The organism is Pseudomonas sp. AC172 (genome assembly GCF_979258595.1).
This window is the reverse complement of the sequence record NZ_OZ409868.1, coordinates 2641668-2664249: the sequence shown is the minus strand read 5'-3', so window position 1 is coordinate 2664249 and position 22582 is coordinate 2641668. Positions and strand designations below refer to the sequence as shown.

21 protein-coding genes are annotated in these 22582 nt (G+C 60.6%); 10 read left to right on the top strand and 11 right to left on the bottom strand.

Going from position 1 to position 22582, the window contains the following annotated elements:
• Nucleotides 1–182: 182 nt before the first annotated feature.
• Both ACZ0A4_RS11815 and moaA read right to left on the bottom strand, forming a co-directional pair.
• A complete protein-coding gene (locus ACZ0A4_RS11815) occupies nucleotides 183–1079 on the bottom strand; it encodes a bestrophin family protein (RefSeq protein WP_463574829.1) in 897 nt (298 codons plus the stop codon).
• A 36-nt stretch (nucleotides 1080–1115) separates the two neighbouring features.
• Nucleotides 1116–2114, bottom strand: coding sequence for a GTP 3',8-cyclase MoaA (gene moaA, locus ACZ0A4_RS11810; protein WP_463574828.1), 999 nt, complete (start codon nucleotides 2112–2114; stop codon nucleotides 1116–1118).
• A 354-nt stretch (nucleotides 2115–2468) separates the two neighbouring features.
• Between moaA and ACZ0A4_RS11805 the strand changes: the two genes are divergently transcribed.
• The 4 genes from ACZ0A4_RS11805 (at nucleotide 2469) to ACZ0A4_RS11790 (ending at nucleotide 7465) form a co-directional block, all read left to right on the top strand.
• A complete protein-coding gene (locus ACZ0A4_RS11805; protein WP_463574827.1) occupies nucleotides 2469–4793 on the top strand; it encodes an FdhF/YdeP family oxidoreductase in 2325 nt (774 codons plus the stop codon).
• 106 nt (nucleotides 4794–4899) lie between these two features.
• Nucleotides 4900–6303: a cytochrome ubiquinol oxidase subunit I gene (locus tag ACZ0A4_RS11800; protein ID WP_463574826.1), complete on the top strand. Its 1404-nt coding sequence runs from the start codon at nucleotides 4900–4902 to the stop codon at nucleotides 6301–6303.
• Between the two features lie 3 nt (nucleotides 6304–6306).
• Nucleotides 6307–7323 (top strand): cytochrome d ubiquinol oxidase subunit II, encoded by a 1017-nt coding sequence (cydB, locus tag ACZ0A4_RS11795; RefSeq protein WP_463574825.1) that lies wholly within the window; start codon nucleotides 6307–6309, stop codon nucleotides 7321–7323.
• Nucleotides 7310–7465: a DUF2474 domain-containing protein gene (locus ACZ0A4_RS11790; RefSeq protein ID WP_081265204.1), complete on the top strand. Its 156-nt coding sequence runs from the start codon at nucleotides 7310–7312 to the stop codon at nucleotides 7463–7465. The genes cydB and ACZ0A4_RS11790 overlap by 14 nt, the downstream gene beginning before the upstream one ends.
• A 182-nt stretch (nucleotides 7466–7647) precedes the next feature.
• On the opposite strand, the gene ACZ0A4_RS11785 is transcribed toward ACZ0A4_RS11790, so the two are convergent.
• Entirely contained in the window at nucleotides 7648–8499 is an 852-nt protein-coding gene (locus tag ACZ0A4_RS11785) for a CAP domain-containing protein (protein ID WP_463574824.1), read from the bottom strand.
• A 199-nt stretch (nucleotides 8500–8698) separates the two neighbouring features.
• Between ACZ0A4_RS11785 and ACZ0A4_RS11780 the strand changes: the two genes are divergently transcribed.
• Nucleotides 8699–9319 carry a cell wall hydrolase gene (locus tag ACZ0A4_RS11780; RefSeq protein WP_463574823.1) on the top strand — a complete coding sequence of 207 codons (621 nt, stop codon included), beginning with the start codon at nucleotides 8699–8701 and terminating at the stop codon, nucleotides 9317–9319.
• Here the strand turns inward: ACZ0A4_RS11780 and ACZ0A4_RS11775 are convergent.
• A complete protein-coding gene (locus ACZ0A4_RS11775; protein ID WP_463574822.1) occupies nucleotides 9316–10203 on the bottom strand; it encodes a LysR family transcriptional regulator in 888 nt (295 codons plus the stop codon). The two genes, ACZ0A4_RS11780 and ACZ0A4_RS11775, sit on opposite strands and share 4 nt — an antisense overlap.
• Nucleotides 10204–10306: 103 nt before the next feature.
• Between ACZ0A4_RS11775 and ACZ0A4_RS11770 the strand changes: the two genes are divergently transcribed.
• Complete coding sequence (locus tag ACZ0A4_RS11770) at nucleotides 10307–11719, top strand: MFS transporter (RefSeq protein WP_463574821.1); 1413 nt, start codon at nucleotides 10307–10309, stop codon at nucleotides 11717–11719.
• Between the two features lie 55 nt (nucleotides 11720–11774).
• Here ACZ0A4_RS11770 and ACZ0A4_RS11765 read toward each other — a convergent pair whose 3' ends face one another.
• The 4 genes from ACZ0A4_RS11765 to ACZ0A4_RS11750 all read right to left on the bottom strand — a co-directional run bounded on the left by ACZ0A4_RS11765 (nucleotide 11775) and on the right by ACZ0A4_RS11750 (nucleotide 15082).
• The gene (locus ACZ0A4_RS11765) at nucleotides 11775–13178 is read right to left on the bottom strand and encodes a heavy metal sensor histidine kinase (protein WP_463574819.1); all 1404 of its coding nucleotides are present in this window, start codon (nucleotides 13176–13178) and stop codon (nucleotides 11775–11777) included.
• Entirely contained in the window at nucleotides 13175–13846 is a 672-nt protein-coding gene (locus ACZ0A4_RS11760; RefSeq protein ID WP_016985270.1) for a heavy metal response regulator transcription factor, read from the bottom strand. The genes ACZ0A4_RS11765 and ACZ0A4_RS11760 overlap by 4 nt, the downstream gene beginning before the upstream one ends.
• A gap of 9 nt (nucleotides 13847–13855) precedes the next feature.
• Nucleotides 13856–14113, bottom strand: coding sequence for a DUF2790 domain-containing protein (locus ACZ0A4_RS11755; protein ID WP_463574818.1), 258 nt, complete (start codon nucleotides 14111–14113; stop codon nucleotides 13856–13858).
• A gap of 255 nt (nucleotides 14114–14368) precedes the next feature.
• The gene (locus ACZ0A4_RS11750; RefSeq protein ID WP_463558745.1) at nucleotides 14369–15082 is read right to left on the bottom strand and encodes a murein L,D-transpeptidase catalytic domain family protein; all 714 of its coding nucleotides are present in this window, start codon (nucleotides 15080–15082) and stop codon (nucleotides 14369–14371) included.
• A gap of 151 nt (nucleotides 15083–15233) precedes the next feature.
• Here ACZ0A4_RS11750 and ACZ0A4_RS11745 point away from each other — a divergent pair, with 151 nt between their 5' ends.
• Nucleotides 15234–16850 (top strand): L,D-transpeptidase family protein, encoded by a 1617-nt coding sequence (locus ACZ0A4_RS11745; protein WP_463574817.1) that lies wholly within the window; start codon nucleotides 15234–15236, stop codon nucleotides 16848–16850.
• A 3-nt stretch (nucleotides 16851–16853) separates the two neighbouring features.
• Here ACZ0A4_RS11745 and ACZ0A4_RS11740 read toward each other — a convergent pair whose 3' ends face one another.
• A complete protein-coding gene (locus ACZ0A4_RS11740; RefSeq protein WP_463574816.1) occupies nucleotides 16854–17369 on the bottom strand; it encodes an HvfX family Cu-binding RiPP maturation protein in 516 nt (171 codons plus the stop codon).
• 378 nt (nucleotides 17370–17747) lie between these two features.
• Between ACZ0A4_RS11740 and ACZ0A4_RS11735 the strand changes: the two genes are divergently transcribed.
• From ACZ0A4_RS11735 to ACZ0A4_RS11725, 3 genes are all read left to right on the top strand, one after another.
• Nucleotides 17748–18632 carry a LysR substrate-binding domain-containing protein gene (locus ACZ0A4_RS11735; RefSeq protein ID WP_463574815.1) on the top strand — a complete coding sequence of 295 codons (885 nt, stop codon included), beginning with the start codon at nucleotides 17748–17750 and terminating at the stop codon, nucleotides 18630–18632.
• Nucleotides 18633–18731: 99 nt separating this feature from the next.
• Nucleotides 18732–19847, top strand: coding sequence for an agmatine deiminase (gene aguA / locus ACZ0A4_RS11730; RefSeq protein WP_463574814.1), 1116 nt, complete (start codon nucleotides 18732–18734; stop codon nucleotides 19845–19847).
• A gap of 2 nt (nucleotides 19848–19849) precedes the next feature.
• Nucleotides 19850–20947 carry an extracellular solute-binding protein gene (locus ACZ0A4_RS11725; protein ID WP_463574813.1) on the top strand — a complete coding sequence of 366 codons (1098 nt, stop codon included), beginning with the start codon at nucleotides 19850–19852 and terminating at the stop codon, nucleotides 20945–20947.
• 194 nt (nucleotides 20948–21141) lie between these two features.
• Here ACZ0A4_RS11725 and ACZ0A4_RS11720 read toward each other — a convergent pair whose 3' ends face one another.
• Together ACZ0A4_RS11720 and ACZ0A4_RS11715 are read right to left on the bottom strand one after the other, a co-directional pair.
• The gene (locus tag ACZ0A4_RS11720) at nucleotides 21142–21771 is read right to left on the bottom strand and encodes a DNA-3-methyladenine glycosylase family protein (protein ID WP_463574812.1); all 630 of its coding nucleotides are present in this window, start codon (nucleotides 21769–21771) and stop codon (nucleotides 21142–21144) included.
• Nucleotide 21772: 1 nt separating this feature from the next.
• Nucleotides 21773–22570 (bottom strand): isocitrate lyase/PEP mutase family protein, encoded by a 798-nt coding sequence (locus tag ACZ0A4_RS11715; RefSeq protein ID WP_463574811.1) that lies wholly within the window; start codon nucleotides 22568–22570, stop codon nucleotides 21773–21775.
• Between the last annotated feature and the right edge of the window lie 12 nt (nucleotides 22571–22582).

The following is a 22582-nucleotide window of genomic DNA, read 5'->3' as shown; positions in this document are numbered from 1 at the left end:
TGGCAAGCCAGCTCCCACAATGGGTTTTGTGGTGGTGCTTGATATTGAGGATGTACACAGAACCTGTGGGAGCTGGCTTGCCAGCGATGGCGGCATATCAGTCACATTGATGTTGACTGACACGGCCTCATCGCTGGCAAGCCAGCTCCCACAGGGTTTTGAGGTGTTTGCAGAGCTAAGGATCAGCTCAGCACATAGTCCACCGGCTTCAACGCTGGCGGCACTTCAGCGCCCAGTTCGGCGAGGATATCGCGTTCGATGGTGCGCACCAGTGCATCGGTGGGCAGGTCGTTTTCGTCGCGGCCGAACGGGTCTTCCAGTTCATCGGCAATCGCATCCAGGCCAAAAAACGTGTAGCTGACGATCGCCGTGAACAGCGGCGTCAGCCAGCCCAGCGGTTCGGCCATGGCGAACGGCAGCAGGATGCAGAACAGATAAATCGTCCGGTGCAGCAACAGCGTGTAGGGAAATGGCAGCGGCGTGGTTTTGATCCGCTCGCACACGGCTTGCGCCTGGGTCAGGCTGGTCAGGTGATTGGCCAATAGCATGTAGCGCCATTCAGTCAGCTCACCGTTCTGATGCAGATCGGAACACTGCTGGCCGACCGTCTGCAAAATGCGCCCGCTGTAATCCGGCGTCTGCGGATCGGGTTTCGGCATGACCCATTGGCTGCTGGCGTCCGCTTCGCTTTCTTTACGCAACCGCGCGTTCAACGCATGAGCAAAACCACAGAGATTGAGCAGCAACGGCCTACGCTCAGCGGACTCGCGAATCACATGGGTTTCACGAATCACCGAGCGAATATGCACGATCACTTCACCCCAGGCTTTGCGCGCCTCGTACCAGCGGTCATAACAGGCGTTGTTGCGAAAATTCATGAAGATCGACAGCGACAAACCGAGCAAGGTAAACGGCGTGGCGTTGACCTTGGTGAAGTTGCTTGGATGGAGGATTTCCACCAGCACGATGGCGGAGGCGAGGAGGGTGACCATCAGCGTGCGCAGGGCAATGCGCTTGGCGATCGAACCCTTGAGGGTGAAGAGGATGGCGAACTGGTTGACCTTGGGTCTGATGATCATGCTGTGCGGTTCCGATAACCGATGAAACTGGCGGGATCAGCCGCCGGTCATGTTCATGAAGCGCACGACCTGAACATCATCGTTCACTTCGAAATTGTGCCGATACGGCTTGAGTTTCATCGCCTCGACAATGGCTTTCTCCAGCCGCTGCGGTTGCCCCGGGTGCGCACGCAGCAGCGCTTTCAGATCTACCGAATGCTCGTTACCCAGACACAGTAGCAGGCGCCCTTCGACGGTGAGCCGCACGCGGTTGCAGGTGCCGCAAAAGTTGTGGCTGTGCGGCGAGATAAACCCCAGGCGAATCTCCGGCGCCTCGGCCAGCCGCCAGTAGCGCGACGGGCCTTGAGTCGACTCCGCCGAATCAATCAGGGTGTAGCGCTCGGCAATCTTTTCGCGCACCTGCGCACTGGAGAAAAATGACTCGGCACGGCTGTGTTCACTGATGATCCCCAGCGGCATCTCTTCGATGAAAGAGACGTCGAGCTGCCGATCAATGGCGAAGTTGACCAGATCGTTGATTTCCTGATCATTACGGCCCTGCATCACCACGACATTGAGTTTAGTGCGCGTGAAACCGGCCTTGCGCGCGGCATCGATGCCGTTGATCACCTGCGCCAGATCGCCGGTGCGAGTCATCTGCTTGAAGCGCTGCGCATCGAGGCTGTCGAGGCTGATGTTCAGGCGTTTGACCCCGGCGTCGAACAGCGGCGCGGCCAGTTTGCCCAGTTGCGAACCGTTGGTGGTCATGCACAACTCGCGCAGGCCGGGCAGGGCGGCAATCTGCTCGCACAATTTGACCACGCCCGGACGGATCAGCGGCTCGCCACCGGTCAGGCGAATCTTGCGCGTCCCCAGCGCCACAAAGCTCTGCGCCAGTTGATAGATCTCTTCGAGCGTGAGGATTTTTTGCCGTGGCAGGAACTGCATGTCTTCGGCCATGCAATAGACGCAGCGGAAGTCGCAGCGGTCGGTCACCGACATGCGCAGATAGTCGACGCGGCGGTTGTAACCATCGATCAAGACACGCTCTGACATGACAGCCTCGCAGGAATGAAAACCCCGGTTGAAGGAGTTTGGTCAGCGCAGGTTATGGGCAACTTTCAATGGCGTCCAATCACTGTTAATGAACGGGTGATTGATCCCGTCGATGATGAATTGTTTTTCGCCGAAAGTTGCTTCTTTAGTTTCGCAAGGCCCCGTAAGTAAAGGGTTTTCAGGCGTGATAGATGCTTTCGATAAGACAGTCATTAATAGCAATTAGACAATGTTTTGTAACGGTTCATATCCTTGCCCTGGCAAACCAAACGACCACTTTTCAACCTTGAAAGTCGGCCGTCGCTGTTTAACCGAATCAGGTTCATGCCTGTGTGCATCGTCATGGAGAGTCCCATGTCACAAGTCGACCGTTACAAACCCTACAAAGGCGCCGCTGCCGGTTGGGGCGCTGTCATCAGCCTGACCAAGAGCTGGCTGGGCAGTGAAAACGCCCTGAAAAACATCCGTGCCATGCTCAAGACCAACCAGAACGGCGGCTTCGACTGCCCGGGTTGTGCCTGGGGTGAAGCACCCGGCGCGAGCATGTTGAAGTTCTGCGAGAACGGCGCCAAAGCGGTGAACTGGGAAGCGACCGGGCGTTTGGTCGACCCGGCATTCTTCAACAAGTACACGGTGTCGAGCCTGGCCGAGCAGAGCGACTACTGGCTGGAATATCAGGGCCGTTTGACCCACCCGATGCGCTACGACGCGCGGGTCGATCGCTACGTGGAAATCAGCTGGGCAGACGCGTTCGCGCTGATCGCCGATCATCTGAAAAACCTAAAGTCGCCGCACGAAGCGGAGTTTTACACCTCGGGCCGCGCGAGCAACGAGGCGGCGTTTCTCTATCAATTGTTCGTCCGCGCATTCGGCACCAACAACTTCCCCGACTGCTCGAACATGTGCCACGAGGCCAGCGCGGTGAGCATGAACGAGACCCTCGGCGTCGGCAAAGGCACCGTGGTCTACGAGGATCTGCACCACGCCGATGCGATTTTCGTCATCGGCCAGAACCCCGGTACCAACCATCCGCGCATGCTCGAACCACTGCGCGAAGCGGTCAAGCGCGGCGCGCAAGTGGTGTGCATCAACCCGTTGAAAGAGCGTGGGCTGGAGCGTTTCCAGAACCCGCAGAACCCGCTGGAGATGCTCAGCAACGGCTGGGAAGCGACCAACACCGCGTACTTCCGTCCGGCCCTTGGCGGCGACATGGCGATGATTCGCGGCATGGTCAAATTCCTCCTGCAGTGGGAGCGCGAAGCGCAGGCGACTGGCGGCGAACCGGTGTTCGATCATGCGTTTATTGCCGAGCACACCACAGGGCTCGACAGCTATCTGGCTGAAGTCGAGGCAACAAGCTGGGAGCACATTCTCGAGCAGTCCGGCGTGCCGCTGCATGACATCGAACTGGCCGCGCGCATGTATGGCCGCGCCAAAAGCGTGATCATGTGCTGGGCCATGGGCCTGACCCAACACGTGCACTCGGTGGCGACCTTGCAGGAAGTCATCAACCTGCAACTGCTGCGCGGCAACGTCGGTCGTCCGGGCGCAGGTCTGTCGCCGGTTCGCGGCCACAGTAACGTGCAGGGCGACCGCACCATGGGCATCAACGAACTGGCGCCGAAAGACTTGATGGACGCGCTGGAAAAGCGCTTCAACTTCGACGTGCCGCGCATGCACGGACACAACACAGTAATGGCGATCGGTGCCATGGAACGCGGCGAAGCCAAGGTGTTCATCGGTCTGGGCGGCAACTTCGCCCAAGCCACGCCAGACACCCCGCGCACTCACGCAGCGATGCGCAAACTTGACCTGACCGTGCACATCGCCACGAAGCTCAACCGCAGCCATTTGGTCACCGGTCGCGACGCGTTGATCCTGCCGTGCCTCGGGCGTACCGACATCGATATTCAGGCTGAAGGTCCGCAAGGCGTAACCGTCGAAGACACCTTCAGCATGGTGCATTTGTCGTTCGGCCAGTTGAAGCCGAAGTCGGCGCACCTGAAATCCGAGCCGGCGATCATTGCCGGGATCGCCGCCGCGACTTTGGGCAAGCACCCGATCGATTGGGAGTGGGTGGTGGGCGACTACGGGCGCATCCGCAACCTGATTGCCGACGTGATTCCGGGCTTCGAAAACTTCAATGAAAAACTGCTGATTCCGGGTGGTTTCCACCTTGGCAACGATGCCTCGGATCGGGTCTGGAACACCGCCAGCGGCAAGGCGCAGTTCACCCCGTGCGTGCTGCCCGAGCACTTGATCAGCGAGGGTGTACGCAATCTGCCGGTCAAGCCACACCTGATTCTGCAAACCATGCGCTCCCACGATCAGTACAACACCACGCTGTACGGCCTCGATGACCGTTATCGCGGGGTTTACGGCATGCGCGATGTGATCTTCGCCAACGAACAGGACATTCAGCGTCTGGGTTTTGAGCCGGGTCAGAAGGTTGATCTGGTAGCGCTGTGGGATGACGAGCGTGAGCGTCGGGTCAGCGGTTTCACCCTGATTGCCTACGACATTCCCGCAGGGCAGGCAGCGGCGTATTACCCGGAGACTAACCCTTTGGTACCGCTGGAAAGCTACGGCGAGCGGACGTACACGCCGACCTCCAAGTTCGTGGCGATTCGCCTCGAAGCCGCGAAGGTCAGCAACCTGATCCCGTCGTCGGTGGCGTAACCCGCGACTCATAAAAACCATAGCAATTTGACTGGCTGCAGGCGTTCGCGTCTGGCGGTGGCCCGGGTTTGTGCTGCCGCTTTTCAGCTTGGATGAGGACATCATCATGTTCAATCTGGAGGCACTGGACCTGGCGCGGATTCAATTCGCGTTCACGGTTTCGTTCCACATTATTTTCCCGGCGATCACCATTGGCCTGGCGAGTTTCCTCGCGGTACTCGAAGGCCTGTGGCTGAAAACCCGCAACGACACGTACCGCGATCTCTACCATTTCTGGTCGAAGATTTTCGCGGTCAACTTTGGCATGGGCGTGGTTTCGGGACTGGTGATGGCTTACCAGTTCGGTACCAACTGGAGCGGTTTCTCGGACTTTGCCGGGAGCATCACCGGGCCGCTGCTGACCTATGAAGTGCTGACGGCATTCTTCCTTGAAGCCGGGTTCCTCGGGGTGATGCTGTTCGGCTGGAATCGCGTCGGCCGTGGCTTGCACTTCTTCGCCACGGTAATGGTGGCGATCGGCACGTTGATCTCGACCTTCTGGATTCTTGCGTCCAACAGCTGGATGCAGACGCCGCAAGGCTTCGAGATTGTTGACGGGCGGGTGATGCCGCTGGACTGGCTGGCGATTGTGTTCAACCCGTCGTTCCCGTTCCGTCTGGCGCACATGGCGATTGCCGCGTTTGTCGCGACGTCGTTCTTTGTCGGCGCGTCTGCTGCCTGGCATTTACTGCGCGGCAACAACACTGCACCGGTGCGCAAGATGTTTTCCATGGCGTTGTGGATGGCGCTGATCGTGGCGCCGATTCAGGCAGTGGTCGGTGACGCTCATGGTTTGAATACGCTGGAGCATCAACCGGCAAAAATCGCCGCCATCGAAGGTCACTGGGAAAACGCCGACAACGGGCCGACGCCGCTGGTGCTGTTCGGCATCCCCGATATGGAGGCGGAGAAAACCAAATATGCGTTGGAAATTCCGTATCTCGGCAGCCTGATTCTCACCCACAGCCTCGACAAGCAGATCCCGGCACTGAAGAACTTCCCGAAACAAGACCGGCCGAATTCGACCGTGATCTTCTGGAGCTTCCGCGTCATGGCCGGGTTGGGGATGTTGATGATCCTCGTCGGTTTGCTCGGTCTGGCGTTGCGCCGGGGCGGCAAGCTTTATCAGCATCGCGGCTTTCAGCGTCTGGTGTTGCTGATGGGGCCGAGTGGCTTGATTGCGTTGCTGGCCGGTTGGATTACCACGGAAGTCGGGCGTCAGCCGTGGGTGGTTTATGGTTTGTTGCGCACCCACGATGCCGCGTCGCATCACTCGGTGGCGCAGATGAGCACGTCGCTGGCGCTGTTCGTGGTGATCTATTTCACGGTGTTCAGCGTGGGTATCGGCTACATGATGAAACTGGTGAAAAAAGGCCCGCAGCCGCACCACGAACATCCGCCAGCGGGCGATGAATTGCAGACGCCGCGTCGACCGATTTCGGCGGCTATCGCCCCTATCAAGGAGCATTGAGTCATGGGTATTCAAGGTATCGATCTCTCGTTGATCTGGGGCGTGATCATCGCCTTCGGGGTGATGATGTACGTGATCATGGACGGCTTCGATCTGGGGCTGGGGATCCTGTTTCCGCTGATCCCGGATGAGCAGGAACGCGATGTGATGATGAACACCGTCGCCCCGGTCTGGGACGGTAACGAGACCTGGCTGGTGTTGGGTGGGGCGGCGTTGTACGGGGCGTTTCCGCTGGCCTACGGGGTGATTCTCGAGGCGCTGTATCTACCGCTGATCCTGATGCTTTGCGGGCTGATTTTCCGCGGTGTGGCGTTCGAGTTTCGCTTCAAGTCTTCGCCGCAAAAACGCCATTGGTGGGACAAGGCGTTTATCGGTGGCTCGCTGCTGGCGACGTTCTCCCAAGGCGTGGTGATTGGCGCGTATGTGTCCGGCATTCCGGTGGTCGATCGACAATTTGCCGGCGGCGGTCTGGACTGGTTGGCGCCGTTTCCGCTGGTGTGTGGCGTGGGTCTGGTGTTCGCTTATGCGTTGCTCGGCAGCACCTGGTTGCTGGTCAAGACCGAGGGCATGCTCGAATCACGGATGCGCCTGTTCACCCGGCCGCTGGCCTTGCTGTTGATGGCGATGGTGCTGGTGATTGGCGTGTGGACGCTGCAATTGCATCCGGAGCTGGCGACACGTTGGTCGACGCACGGGCATCTACAGGTGTTTGCCGGGCTGGTGGTGTTGGCCTTGCTGTCGGTGTTTGGGCTGCTGCGCACGTTGCGTCAGCGGCATACCCATTGGCCGTTTGTGTTCACCCTGGCGTTGATGTTGCTCGGTTACATCGGCTTGGCATTGAGCATCTGGCCGAACATCATCCCGCCGTCGGTGAGCATTTGGGCCGCCGCGTCACCGCCGTCGAGCCAGTTGTTTGCGCTGATTGGCGCACTGTTCATCCTGCCGGTGATCCTGATGTACACCTTCTGGAGCTACTACGTATTCCGCGGCAAAGTGAGGATTGGCGATGGCTACCATTGATTCGCGCGAAGTGAAAAGCAGTCGCTGGTACAAACGTCTGGGCTGGCTGTTGTTGATCTGGCTTGGCAGTGTGGTGTCGCTGGCGGTGGTGGCGAGCCTGCTGAAACTGGCGATGTATGCGGCGGGGATGAGAACCCACTGAGCCTGAAAAACCGGAGCCTGGCTCCGGTTTTTTATTGCCCCGATCTTCCGGGCGACTGTTGACCCTGTGGGAGCTGGCTTGCCAGCGATGGCGGTGGGTCAGTCGACATCAATGCTGGATGGGCTGGCCTCATCGCTGGCAAGCCAGCTCCCACAGGTTTTGTGGTGTTTTTGAGATTTGAGTTATTGGGCGCCGAACATCGCGGTCCAGTAGATACCGGCGCTGCTTTTCGGGTCGGTCGCGTAGGCAGCGCCGAGTTCCTGGTATTGCGGGTTCATCAGGTTGGCGCAGTGGCCGGGGCTGGCGAGCCAGCCTTCGACGACTTTGTGCACGGTGTCTTGCCCGGCGGCGATGTTTTCGCCGACCTGTTGGCCGCCGTAGCCGGCGAGTTCAGCGCGATCACCCGGGGTGCGGCCGTCGCGGTCCTTGTGGTCGAAGTAATTGTTGTTGGCCATGTCGCGGCTGTGATCCTGGGCGATCGTACCCAATGCCGCGTTCCAGGCCAGCGGTGCGGCAGCGGCAAAAGCCTGACCACCACACTGACGTGCCTGACTGCGGGCGACGTTAAGTTCACTCAGCAATTTCTGCCCCTCACTTTGCGCATCGCCCAACTTGGCCGACAGCAGCGGCCGTGCCAGCACAATGCGCCAGTCGCGGTCGTCGCGGCTGACTCCGACATCGACAAACTGCGGATCAAGCACCACCTGACAGAAACTTTCCTTGATCGCCTGCATCGCCGACGCTGCATCGCGCGGGCCGTTCAGTGTGATCGCCTGCACATTGACCATCGGGTAACTGGCGCTGGCCATGGCTTGTTGCAGATCGACAGCACCGGTGGCGCGTAATCTCAGCCGTGGATCCGCCGACAGCGGTGACAGTTCATTCGACGCCTGGCTGCCGCAACGCTGCGGTTGGCTGCGGTAGCTGTTGATCGACTCGATCAGTTGCGACTCATCGCCGGCCAGCGCCGGGATGGCAAACACAACGCCCACGGACAACGCGGCAAGACGCAAAACAGATGGCATGAAGCGCATGGAAATCTCCCTTGAGCTGAATGCGCCCATGATGCGCGAAAGTCCCCCGGTGAGTGCAATGTCTTTTTTCTTCATTCAGCCGTTTTTCGGCGCAACTGTGCCGATGGATTTGCCGTCTACACTCACCGAAGGCCCCGGAAACCGGGTGTCTCCCCGACGTAACACCTTGCCCGATTCGGGCGCTGCCGGAAGAACAGACATGGGATTGAAAGGCTGGGCGGGTTGTCTCGTATTCACCCTGTTGGCAGGCTCTGCATGGGCCACCGATCAGGCCCCGATCAAAGCGAAGGCCGAAGAGAAGGCCCAAGTGCTGGAGGAAAAAGCGGCGGACAAAGTCAGCGCCGCACCGGCGCCGAAAGCCGAAGCCATCACCCCGACCGAAGTGCAAGCGGTCGACCCGGCTGGCGCGGCGCCGCTGGACGATCCGATTACCTGTCTGGCGCGCAGTATCTATTGGGAAGCCAAAGGCAAAGACACCCCGGAAATGGAAGCCGTGGCCAGTGTGGTGATGAATCGCCTCGGCCACGAAGGCTTCCCCGACACGGTGTGCGCTGTCGTCAAACAAGGTTCGGAAACCAAGAGCTGCCAGTTTTCCTGGTGGTGCGACGGCAAACCGGATCAGGTCAAGGAAGATGCCGAATACACGCTGGCCAAGGATATCGCCCGCAAAGCACTGAATCGCCAACTCAAGGATCGCACCAACGGCGCGCTGTATTTCCACGACCGCAATGTGCATCCGAGCTGGGCCAAGGAATACCGCAGAACCGCTGAAACGAAAAAATTCCTCTTCTACAAACCTGCCGGTGGCGACGCGCGTTAAGCGCAGACCTGCCGCACACAATCGCGCAACCAGCGATGCGCCGGATCAGCGTCCATGCGCGGGTGCCAGAGCATCGACACACTGATGTCCGGCATCGCGAAGGGCAGGGCGAAACTGTGCAGGCCGGTGCGTAGTTTGCTGGTATGACGTTGCGGAACCGTGGCAATCAGGTCTGACTCACGCACCAGCGTCAGCGCTGCCGAGAATCCACCGAATGAGGTGACGATGTCTCGCGTCAGGCCGAGTGCGAGTAGCGCCTCATCCACCGGGCCGCTGCTGCGCCCGCGCCGTGAGATGAGAATGTGCTCGCCGCCAGCGAAGCGTCTGCTAGTGATCCTCCCCGCGCTCAAGGCATGTCCCTCACGCACCACACCAATCCACTGATCCTGAAACAGGATGCGGCTGTGCAGCGTCGGATCGGTCGTGTCGTCGACCACGCCGGTTTCCAGATCGACACGACCTTCGCGCAGCGGCGTGCTGTCCTTGTCGGCTTTCTGCACAAAGCGCAGGCGTACATCGGGCGCCTCTTCAGCGATTCGCGCAAGCAGGGCGGCGGCGAAGGTTTCAACAAAGCCGTCGGTGTTGCGCAGGGTGAAAGTGCGTTGCAAGCGGCTGGGGTCCAGCACTTCGGCAGGCCGTAAAACCGCTTCCGCGTCTTGCACCAGATGACTGACTCGTTCGCGTAATTCCAGTGCGCGCGGCGTCGGCACCAAGCCTCGACCCGCGCGCACCAGCAACGGATCCCCGGTGGTTTCGCGCAGACGGGCGAGGGCGCGGCTCATGGCCGAAGGGCTCAACCGCAGGCATTTGGCGGCGCGGGCGACGCTGCTTTCACGCAGCAAGACATCGAGGGTGATCAGCAGGTTCAGGTCCGGCGTGGTCATGACATGGCGTTCCATGCAGGTATTTAGTGCAAAGCATGCGTCTTGCGCCGTGTGTTGTCGAGGCTCAGGCTATGGCTGGTCACCTTTGCATTGTGAGCCCGCCATGTCCCACGAATCTCTGAGCACCCCGGCCCGTTGGGCGCTGACCAGTCTGGCCCTGTCGATGTTGATGCCTTCGCTGGATACCAGCATCGCCAACGCGGGTTTGCCGATTCTGGCGACAGCGTTTGAGGCGACGTTTCAGCAAGTGCAGTGGATCGTGCTCGCTTACCTGCTGGCGGTCACCACGCTGATTGTCAGCGTCGGGCGTCTGGGCGATGGCTTCGGTCGGCGTCGATTGCTGTTGATCGGCATTGGCATTTTCACCAGCGCTTCGTTGGCTTGCGCGTTGGCTCCGGGACTCGGCTGGCTGATTGGCGCACGGGCGGTGCAAGGCATTGGTGCTGCGATCATGTTCGCCTTGACGGTGGCGCTGGTGTCAGAAGCCGTGCCCAAATCGCGGGCGGGCAGCGCGATGGGTTTGTTGGCGACGATGTCGGCGACGGGCACAAGCCTTGGGCCGTCGCTGGGCGGGCTGTTGATGACGCATGTCGGCTGGCAGGCGATATTTCTTCTCAACGTGCCGTTGGGGTTGCTCAATATCTGGCTGGTGTACCGCTTTTTGCCAGCGGATCGGGCAACAGGGCCGCGCGCAGCGTTCGATTATTCTGGCAGCGCGGTGCTGGTGTTGACGCTGGCGGCCTATGCGTTGGCAATGACGCTTGAAGGTTTCACGTGGCCATTGTTGCTGGCCAGCCTGTGCGGTGGCGGGTTGTTTATCGTGGTCGAGATGAAGGCCAAGGCGCCGCTGATTCGCTTGTCGCTGTTCAGCGACCGGCGCTTGAGCAGTAGCCTGGTGCTGACTTTGCTGGTGACGACCGTAATGATGACCACGCTGGTGGTGGGGCCGTTTTACCTGAGCCGCGGGCTGGGTCTGAGCAGTACCGTTGTTGGCTTGGCGTTGTCGGTCGGGCCGTTGCTGTCGGCATTTGGCGGTGTACCGGCTGGACGTCTGGTGGATCGCTTCGGCGCGCGACGGATCGTGCCGGGCGCGCTACTCGCCATGGCCTGCGGTTGCGGTCTGTTGGCACTGTTGCCGATGAGTCTGGGGTTGCCCGCCTATTTACTGCCGATTGCAGTGGTCGCCGTCGGCTATGCGCTGTTTCAGGCGGCGAACAACACCGGATTGATGGCCGGAGTTCGTCAGGAGCAGCGTGGTGTGGTCTCGGCGATGCTCGGGCTGGCGCGCAACCTCGGCTTGATCACCGGGGCGGCGGTGATGGGCGCGGTGTTTGCGCTGGCGGCGGGGGATCCGACACAAGCGCCTGCAACGGCGGTTGCCAGCGGATTGCATATCACTTTCGGCGTAGCGGTGGCGTTGATGCTCATGGCGTTGATCATCAGCCGAGCACCGATCCCCTGTGGGAGCGAGCTTGCTCGCGAAGAGGCCGGCAATGCCAGCATCTCCGGTGACTGACACACCGCTTTCGCGAGCAAGCTCGCTCCCACAGGATTTGTGGTGTGTTGGCGATTTATGTTGATTGCCGGGCCGGGAAGAACAGTTCGAAGCAGGTGATGCCATCGGCACTGCTGACGCTATAGCGGCCCTGATGCAGTTGCATGATGGTCGCGACAATCGACAGGCCCAGACCATTCGATTGCGCCGAACGCTCACGGGACTGGTCAACGCGGTAAAAGCGTTCGAACAGTCGCGCGAGATGCTCAGGCGCAATGGTCGCGCCGTGGTTGCGCACCCGCAGATAACTGCCATCCGGCTCGGCAATCGCCTCCACCTGCACCGTCGAATTCGCCGCACCGTACTTGATCGCATTGGCACACAGGTTGGCCAACGCGCGGCGCAACAGCATCGGCTCAGCCCAGATCACGCCGCTGCCACGGGCCTCGATACACACACCGACATCCGCCGCCAGCCCTTCAAAATAATCGGCAATGCGTTGCATCTCATCCGCAGCGTCCAGCGCTTGCCGCTGGCTCAGGGCACTGGCCGGATCGGTGCGCGCCAGAAACAGCATGTTGTCGAGCATCCGCGTCAGGCGTTCCAGCTCTTCGACGTTGGAGGCGAGCAGCTGTTGATAGGCCTCGCTGCTGCGATTCTGCTGCAGCGCGACCTGGGTTTCGCCGAGCAGATTGTTGATCGGCGTGCGCAATTCATGGGCCATGTCGGTGGACACCTGGCTCAACTGCGCAAAACCTTTGGCGAGGCGATCAAGCATGGCATTGAACGCCTCGATCATCGGCTGTAATTCGCGCGGTGCACCGCTGCTGGCAAGGCGTTCGCCAAGGTTGCCGACACCGATGCCATGAGCGTGTTTTGCCAGTCGCCGCAACGGCAGCAAACCGCGATACACCAGCAGACAACCCACCACCGCCAGCAACAGCGCCGCCAGCGAGGCCAGGCCATAAACACTCAAGCGGTAATTGGCGAGCATCGCCGTGCGCTCGCTCATCAGGCGCCCGGTGGTGACTTGCAGATTGCCCAGCTCGCCGGAATCGATACTCGCCGCCACCGCTGAAAACGGCACGCCGTCGACGCTCGGCAGATGCTGCACATCTTTCAGCGTCATCGCATGATCGACGGGTACTGCTGGCAACGTCGGCGTGTTCAGGTTGCCCGGGTTGACCTCCAGCAGTGGCGGTTGCCCCGGCGCGCCGATGGTCAGCAGTGCTTCGCGGTTGCCGAGCATGTTCTGGAACAGCGCCGGTTTGTTCTTGATCAACTCGAGGGTGTTGCTGTCGTTAAGGAAGGTGCGCAGTTGATCGACGCGACTGACCAGTGAGATGTCATCGCGGCGAATCAGTTGTTGCTCCAGTTCGTTGTACAGCGCGGCACCGAGGCCAGCCAGCGAAGCGAACGCAAGCAGGGCGAACAGCAGCGCCAGACGCAGGGTCAGCGAGTACGGACGGCGGCTGCTCATGGCTGCGTATCGAAGCGATAGCCGATGCCGCGCACGCTGTGGATCAGCTTGAGCTGAAACGGGTCATCGATCTTCGCCCGCAAGCGGCGCACGGCGACATCGACGACGTTGGTGTCGCTGTCGAAATTCATGTCCCACACCCGAGAGGCAATCAGCGAACGGGCGAGAACCTGCCCGGTATGCGTAGCGAACAATTGCAACAACGCAAACTCCTTGTTGGTCAGGGTGATGCGCACCCCGGCACGGGTAACGCGGCGCTTGAGCACGTCGATCTGCAGATCGGCGACTTGCAACTGTTCGTCTTCATGGATCGGCCCGCGCCGGGTCAGGGTGCGCAAGCGCGCCACCAGTTCGGCGAAGGAAAACGGCTTGATCAGGTAATCGTCGGCGCCCAGTTCCAGGCCTTTGACGCGATCGGCGATGTCATCGCGGGCGGTGAGAAACAGCACCGGCGTGTCAGCTTCCTTGCGTAACCGGCGCAGGACTTCCCAGCCATCCATTTTCGGCATCATCACATCGAGCACGATCACATCGAAACTGTGTTCCAGCGCCAGGTGCAAACCATCGGCACCGTCGCGGGCGAGACTGACGCTGTAACCCAGTTCCTGCAAACCGTTGAGCAGATAGTTACCCGCCTTGGGTTCGTCTTCGACAACCAGAATATTCATCGATCAGTCTCAATGGTCATTGATGCAGCCGCTGCCCTGTACCTGATAGTCCAGCACATGTTCGCGGCCCTGATGGTCGAGGTAATTCAATTGCGCCGGGACCACGCCACACGCTTGTGAAATATCGGTGCTGGACAGGACTTTGTCGACATCCAGATTGACGTAAAAGCCGGATTTGTCATGAGTCACGGCGCTGTCGGGCATGTTTGCGGCGAACACGCTGCCGGTGGCGAGGAGGGCGGTGAAGGCGAGCAGGAGGGTTTTCATGGTCAGTCACTCAGTGGTCAAAGTTGATCGGCATTGGCGCCGGGACAACTTCAGGCTACCGAGCGATCCGCACGGCAAACCGACAGCTGAATGACAAAGTTGTAATGAAACGGTGTGCGAAGATTTTCCAGGCTCAACTCAAATCCCTGTGGGAGCTGGCTTGCCAGCGATGAGGCCGGCACAGTCAAGGTTTGCATTGACTGATCCACCGCTATCGCTGGCAAGCCAGCTCCCACAGGGTTATAGGTTGTGCCGTCAGCTCGCGTGGGTATTGAGGATGCTCGCCACCTGCTGCGGCTGGCAGTTCAGGTACGGCGAAGACTTCAACCAGCGCTGATCCGGGTACCACGAAAACATGAACTGGCCATTCTTCAACCGGTCGATCACCTGTTTGGCAATCTGCGGCCGAACCGCCGGGCAGCCCTGGCTGCGGCCGATGCGTCCCTGTTTCTTGCTCCACAACGGGTTCACATAGCTGGCGGCGTGAATGACGATCGCGCGATCGCGGGCCATGTCATTGAAGCCTGGCTCCAGACCGTCCATGCGCAACGAATAACCGTGGGTGCCGCTGTAGCTTTCTTGCGTGCGGAACAGGCCGAGGCTGGACTGATAGCTGCCTTCGACATTGGAAAACTGCGTGGCGAAGTTTTCCCCGGAATTGGAGCCGTGGGCGACCAGATCGCGCAGCACCAGTTTCTTTTTGCTGAGGTCGAAGATCCACAGGCGGCGTTCGGTGGACGGCTGCGAATAGTCGATGATCGCCAGATGGCGGGACGCTTTCGCACCGTTGTTGACCGCGCATTGCATGGCGTTCAACGCACCTTTCAGCGCTTGGGGATTGAGTTCTGGCGCGGCGTGCGCGAGGCTGGTGTAGAGAACCGGCGATGGTTTGCCGGCGGCAAAAACGGGACTGGACACCACGACCAGGGTCGCGGTGGTCAACAGCAGTCGGCGCAAAAACGTCAACATTTTATAAAGTGTCCTCACTTGTTACTTATTTGGCACTTTGGCTCCTGACTCCCAGTCAATACCCGCAAGCCCGTCGATCGAGCCTGACTGTTCAGCGCACCTGATGTAAGGTTGGCCATCATCTGGACGGCCATGGATTGGAGTAAAGCAGTTGTTCAAAAAGTACGCATGCTACTTGAGCATTTGTTTGCTCGCTGCGCCGTTTGTCGCTTGTGCCGATGAGCCGCTGCCGCCGCTGGAGACATTGCCTACGCCACCGGCCGAAATGCCGGTCGAGCCGCAAAGTCCGTTGCAGGCTGTATTAATCAGTCTGGCGCAGTCTTGCCCGGCGATTGCCGCACAGCTCAACGGCCCGGCGCTGACGCAATTGCAAGCCTTCTACCAGCAGCAGGACTGGATGCCAGTGTGGGCGAATGAATCGGCACGATTGCCGGTGTTGCAGGCGCAGTTGCAGCTGTTGGCCGATGATGGGCTCAATCCAAAACGTTACCCGGTCGCGACCACGGCGCCGCAGGATGGCGAGTTGTGTGCTGACATCGACATCAGTCGCAACTACCTCCAGGCCCTGCAAGACCTGCACTATGGTCGCCTGCTGCAATCGCACTTCGAACCTTTGTGGCACGCCGACGACACCCCGCGCGACCGTCAGGCGGAATTGTTGGCCATCGCTGTTCCGGGCATGCACGACATTCCTGCCGCGTTCGATCTGGCCCGTCCGCGTCTGGCGCAATATCAGGACCTGCGGCAGCTCTATGCGGCGCAACGGCTCAAAGCCTTGCCGCAATGGCAATCAGTGGGCAGCGGGCCGCTGTTGCGCCCGGCGATGGAAGACAAACGAGTGCCGGAGCTGGCTCAGCGGCTGTACAGCGAAGGCTACCTGACTCACGTCATTGGCACGCCTGACAATGCTTATGACGGCGTGCTGGTTGATGCGGTGAAGAGTTTTCAGGCCAACCATTCCCTACAGGCTGACGGTGTGGTCGGGCCGGGCACGATTGCCGAACTCAACATCAGTCCGCTCACCCGTCGCGAACAGTTGCGGGTCAACCTCGAACGCTTCCGCTGGATGGCCCAGGACCTGGAACCCAATGGCCTGCTGGTCAACGTCGCCGCCGCTGAACTGACGCTGTATCAGGGCGGCGTGCCGGTTTGGCAGACGCGCACTCAGGTGGGGCGTGCCGAGCGCCAGACGCCGTTGCTCAAATCCCGGGTGACACGCCTGACCCTGAACCCGACCTGGACCGTGCCGCCGACCATCTGGAAGGAAGACAAACTGCCGGAAATCCGCAAGGACCAGACCTTCCTCAGCCGCCAGAACCTGCAAGTGCTCGACGCCAACGGTCAGCCGCTGGCGGCAGCGGACATCGACTGGGACAACCCCGGCAACATCATGCTGCGTCAGGACGCCGGGCCGCGTAATCCGTTGGGGCAAATGGTCATCCGCTTCCCCAACCCGTTCTCGGTGTACTTGCACGACACGCCAAGCAAGGCGCTGTTTGAAAAAGGCCCGCGCGCTTTCAGTTCCGGCTGCGTGCGGGTCGAGCATCCGATGCAACTGCGCGATCTGCTGCTCACCCCGGCGGAAAAGGCCCGCACCGAAACCCTGTTGGCCACTGGTAGCACCCACGAATTTCGTCTGTCGGCGCCGGTGCCGATCCTGATGACCTACTGGACGGCACAGGTCGATAGTAGCGGCCGCGTGCGTTACTCGCCGGATATCTACAGCCGTGACAACGCGTTGCTGGCCGGACTTGATCGGGCGCATTGAGCCTCAGCGGGTGCTTCTGTTCCAGAACACCCGCGCCAGCCACGCATCGACACTCAACTTGCCCGCCCCGGCGAACACCAGCGGCAGCAGTGCGGCCAGGTAAATCGCCGGCAGCTTGAAGTTGCCGAAGCCTTTGTTGGTGATCGCATAACCCTGCGCCAGCTCGCTCAGTGACGACCAATCGGCAGGCCAGTGCACGGCGGCGGTGGCCACGACCGTTACGACCACCAGCGAAATTGCCGAGACCCGCGTGCCGAAGCCCACCAGAATCGCCAGTGCGCAGATCAGTTCGGCCCACATCGACAGCTCCCAGTTGAGCGTCGCGGGCAGGTGATCGAACGGGAAGGGGAATTTGTCCTGAATGTCTTCGAACCAGTTCTGCCCGTTGAGTTTCTCCAGCCCGGACTCGAAGAATTCCCAGGCGATGAACAGGCGCAGGGTCAGAGGGGCGAGCCAGCTGCCGGCGCGGTCGAGGTTCAGGTGCAGGTGTTTGACGGCGGTGGAAAGGGTGGTGGTCATGGTGCAGCTCCGGTGAATTGAGTGAAATCGACCGGGGCATTTCAGCGTCGGGGTGTATCGGGGATGTGTCGGCGGGGTGGCGGATTGTGCTTTTGGTGTGTCTGCGGCTGCGGGGTATACAGTGCGATACAGTCAAAGGCCCCTCACCCTAACCCTCTCCCGGAGGGAGAGGGGACTGACGGTGGGATATTGAAGAGGTACGACGACCTGAGCGTTCCTCGTTGAATCCATAATCGACTCGGATTTTCAGGTCGATGTATGACGCCAGACACCTCGATCGGCTCCCTCTCCCTTTGGGAGAGGGCTGGGGTGAGGGTAACAGGGCTGGACGCAAACCCTAAGCCCAGTCAGCATGACCCAAAAAACGGACCACCTCCCATGCGACGACTTCCCTCACTGGCCGCCCTGCGCACCTTCGAATGCGCCGCCCGCCACGCGCATTTCGGCCGGGCCGCCGCCGAACTGTGCGTCACCGACAGCGCCGTCAGCCATCAGATCCGCCAGCTCGAAGAGCAACTCGGTGTCTCGCTGTTCATCCGCGAAGGCCGGCAAATCCGCCCGACCATCGCCGCCGGACGTCTGATGCAAAGCCTGCAACAGGCCTTCGAACTGATCGGCGATGCCTGCGATGAACTGCGTGATCCATCCTCACTGGCAGTGCTCAGACTGGCGGTTACCGCCGAACTCGCGCAAAAGTGGCTGATGAGTCGCCTCACCGACTTCTACGCGCGCTATCCGCACATCACCTTGCACCTTTACGAACAACCGATCGACGCCACGGCGCCCGGCGAAGACATCGACCTGGCGATCACCTACGGCACCGGCCCGGTGGACAGCAGCGCCTACTTCGTCCGGCCGCTGCCAGCCTTGCAGTTCTTCCCAGTGTGCAGCCCCGGCCTGTTCAACCAGGGCAGCTTGAAAACCCCGAAGGATCTGGCTCGCCACTGCCTGCTGCACGACGATCAGGACGGCAAGACCTGGACCGCCTGGCTGACCAGCCACGCCGGTGATCAACGCCCGCAGCGCCAGTTGTATTTCGCCCACGCCGGGTTGGCGCTGGAAGCGGCGGCGCAGGGGCAGGGTGTTGCGATGGGCGACAACCTCACCGCGCAGGAGGATTTACAGAGTGGTCGCCTCGTGCGGCCCTTCGCATCCAGCATGACTGCCCTCGGCCAATACGCGTTGGTATGCGAACGGTTGCGGCTGGAGCGCCCGGCGGTGGCGCAGATGCTCGAATGGTTCAACGATCAACTGGCCGATTGATGAGTTGAATTCAACTGTTCCGTAATAATCATCGTTGGCGAGCGCGAGGTCCGCGCCCTTAGCCTGTGGTCATTCCCATCGCGAAGACGAGGTTTGACCATGGCACGTTTGCTCGACTCCACCCCTAAACTCGACGGCTTCCGTTTGCCCGGCGAATTCGAAACCAAGTCTGGCTGCTGGCTTGGCTGGCCGGAGCGCACCGACGTCTGGCGCAACGGCGCGAAACCGGCACAGAAGGTCTGGGTGCAGATCGTCACCGCCATCTCCCACAGCGAACCGGTCACCGTCTGCGCCTCGGCCGCGCAGTTCGCCACGGCGCGCCGGCAGTTGCCGCCGCAAGTGCGCGTGGTCGAGATGACCTGCAACGACACGTGGTTTCGCGACAGCGGCCCGTGCTTTGTGGTCAACGACCAGAGCGGTGAAGTGCGCGGCGTCGACTTCGAGTTCAACGCCTATGGCGGGCTCGACGGCGGCCTGTATTACCCGTGGGACAAGGACGACCAGATCGCCAGCAAGATCCTCGAGATCGAGCGTTTCGACCGCTACCGTGCGCCGCTGATTGCCGAGCTGGGCGGCATCCAGAGCGACGGCCAGGGCAGCATCCTTACCACCGAGCAATGCCTGCTCAACCGCAATCGCAACCAGCATCTGGGTAAGGACGAAGTGACCCGCAGGCTCACTGATTACCTCGGCGCCGAGCAAGTGATCTGGCTGCCACGCGGCTGCAAGTTCGACGAAACCGACGGCCATGTCGACGACCTCGCCTGTTTCGTCCGTCCCGGCGAAGTGGTGCTGCAATGGACCGACAACCGCGACGATCCGCAGTGGGAAATCTATCAGGAGGCTTACGACATCTTGCGCAGCACCCGCGACAGCCGCGGCCGCGAGTTGATCGTGCACAAACTTCCGCAACCGGACGTGCTCGAGTGGACTGCCGAAGAAGCCGAGGGCCTCGATCAGCAGGACAGCACCCACACCCGTCAGGCCGGCACGAAAATCTGCGCGTCGTACATCAACTATTACGCCGGCAACAGCTCGATCGTGGTGCCGCTGTTCGGTGATCGCAACGACAAAGTCGCGATGGCGACGCTGGCCGAACTGTTCCCGCAGCACAAAATCGTTGGCATCGAAAACTCCCGGGAAATCCTTCTCGGCGGCGGCAACGTCGCGTGCATCACTATGCCGCAATACGCCGGCCTGAAAAAAGGAGCCTGAGCATGCGCCTGCACAAACTGACTCAAGCGTTATTGCTGGTGCTTGCACCCCTGTGTGTGCAGGCCGCTGACTCCGCCAGACCGGTGGTTAATCTGTACATCTGGGGCGAGTACCTGGCGCCGGATACGCTGAAAAATTTTGAGGCGCAGACCGGCATTCACGTGGTTGCCGATCACTTCGATTCACTGGAAACCGTCGAGACCAAATTGCTCACCGGGCGCAGCGGCTACGACTTGGTGTTGACCGCCGGACAGCACCTGTCGCGCGCCATCGAGAGCGGCGCGATCCAGCCGCTGGACAAGACCCGGGTGCCGCATTTTGCCGGGGTTGGCGAGGAGTTTCGCCAGCACATGGCGGTGTTTGATCCGGGCAATCGCTATGCGGGGATTTACGCCTGGGGCACCACCGGCGTCGGGTATCAGGAACAGGCGATCAAGCAGCGTTTGCCCGAAGCGCCGACGGACAGTTGGGCGATGTTGTTCGATCCGGCGGTGGTGTCCAGATTCGCCGATTGCGGAGTGAGTTTGCTCAACGACCCCAACGAGGTATTCGCCGCTGTCATGAAGTACATGGGGCTGGACATCAACCGGCAGAGTCTCGATGACTTGAAACTCGCCGAGCAGCAACTGGCGAAGATTCGGCCGTACATTCGCTATTTCGACAATGATCTGAACATCAGCGATCTGGCCAATGGCAACACTTGCGTGGCGATGTCGTGGAACGGCAACGTCGCCATCGCAGCGGGGCAGGCTGAGACGGCGAACAAGCCGTTCAAATTGAGTTACCGGATTCCGAAAGAAGGCACGTTGATCTGGTTTGATGCCATGGTCATCCCCAAGGACGCGCCGCATCCCCAAGCGGGGTTGGCGTTGATGGATTATTTGATGACGCCGCAGGTGATTGCGCCGATCACCGACACTATTCATTACGCCAATGCGATCACGACGGCGGATGGATTGGTCGATGCATCGATTCGCAATGATCCGGGGACGTATCCGTCGGCCGACGTCAGGGCATCGCTGTACAGCAAGAATGACAATGGCAAGGCGTTCAATCGGGCGTTGATCCGGGCGTTTAGCCGGTTGAAGTCCGGGCTTTGAAAAGCAAACCCTCACCCCAGCCCTCTCCCAGAGGGAGAGGGGGCCGACCGAGGTGTCTTGCGTTATACATCGACCTGAAAAACCGAGTCGATTATGGTTTTAAGCCTTGGCGATCATGGATTCACAAACGCTATTTCAGGTCGGCGTGAATCTCCAATCTCCCCCGATCAGTCCCCTCTCCCCCCGGGAGAGGGCTAGGGTGAGGGCAGCAGTTTCGGCACCCGCCACAAATACCACGCCGCCACCGTCCGATACGGCCGCCACGCCACGCCAATCTCAACCATCTGCCTGCGCGTCGGCTGTACCTCCAGCCCCTTCATCCGCCGATAACCCTCGCGCACACCAAAGTCATCCGCCGGCAAAATATCCATGCGCTCGAGGCTGTAGATCAACAACATTTCCACCGTCCAGCGACCCACCCCGCGCAGGCTGATCAGGCGCTCAATCAACGCCTCATCATCCATCGCCAACGCCGTGGCGTAATCCGGCACCACGCCATCCAGCGTCGCGTGAGCGATCCCTTGAATCGTCGCAATCTTGCCCGCTGAAAACCCGCAACTGCGCATTCGATCAAAATCCGTCGCAAGAATCTGCTCGGGACGCGGAAACGACTGCCCGGGAAACAACCCCACCAAGCGCCCGACGATCGCATCGCCAGCCTTGGCATGCAGTTGCTGATAAGCAATCGCCCGCACCAGCGACTCGTACGGATCACGCGCCGGATGGGGTTGATGCAGGCACGGGCCGACCGCAGCGATGTGACGCTGCCAGTCCGGATCAAGCGCGGCCAGATACTCGCTGGCCGCTTGATAAGCGTCAGGCATGTTATTTCAGCAGGCCGTTGACTTCGCCGTAGCCGAACGCCTTGAGGTCATGGGTGTCGAGTTTGCCGCTGGCGAGAAAGCTTTTCACCAGCCCAGCCATCGCGCCATAGAGGAATTCGGCAATGCCGGAACCCGCGCTCAAGCGGCGTACGCCCAGCGCTTGCAGCTCTTGCGGCGAAGGCAGGCAAGCAAAGCCAAGCACGTTGACCGGCAGCGCAGTGCCCTTGCAGATGGCCTCGATTTCATAGGCCGACGTGACGCCCGCCGCGAACAAACCATCGGCACCCGCCGCTTGATACAGCGCGGCACGGTGCAGCGTCTCGGCGACGCGATCCTCGGCCGGCACCAGGCTTTTCAGATAGACGTCGGTGCGCGCATTGATGAACAGCTGCACATCGCGCTTGCTGGCGACCTGTCGCGCCACTTCGATCTTGCGCACGAGCAACTCGGGATCGGCAGAACCGTCCTCGATATTGATGCCCACGGCACCCGCTGCGATCACCGCATCCAGCACTTCGGCTACGCCCCCGAGGTCATTGGAGTAACCGGCCTCGACGTCCACGGTCAACGGAATGCTGATCACCCGCGCGATGGATTCCACCGTCGACACCAGACGTTCGAGGGGCAGGGCGTTGCCGTCCGGGTAACCGTGGGCCCAGGCCACCGCCGCACTGCTGGTCGCCACGGCCTTACCGCCCAAGTGCTCGACCAGTCGCGCACCGGTGGCATCGGCGACATTGGTCAGAATCAATAAGCCTTGCTGGTGCAACTGGTGAAACTGCGTAGCGAGCGCGTTCATCAAAAATCCTTC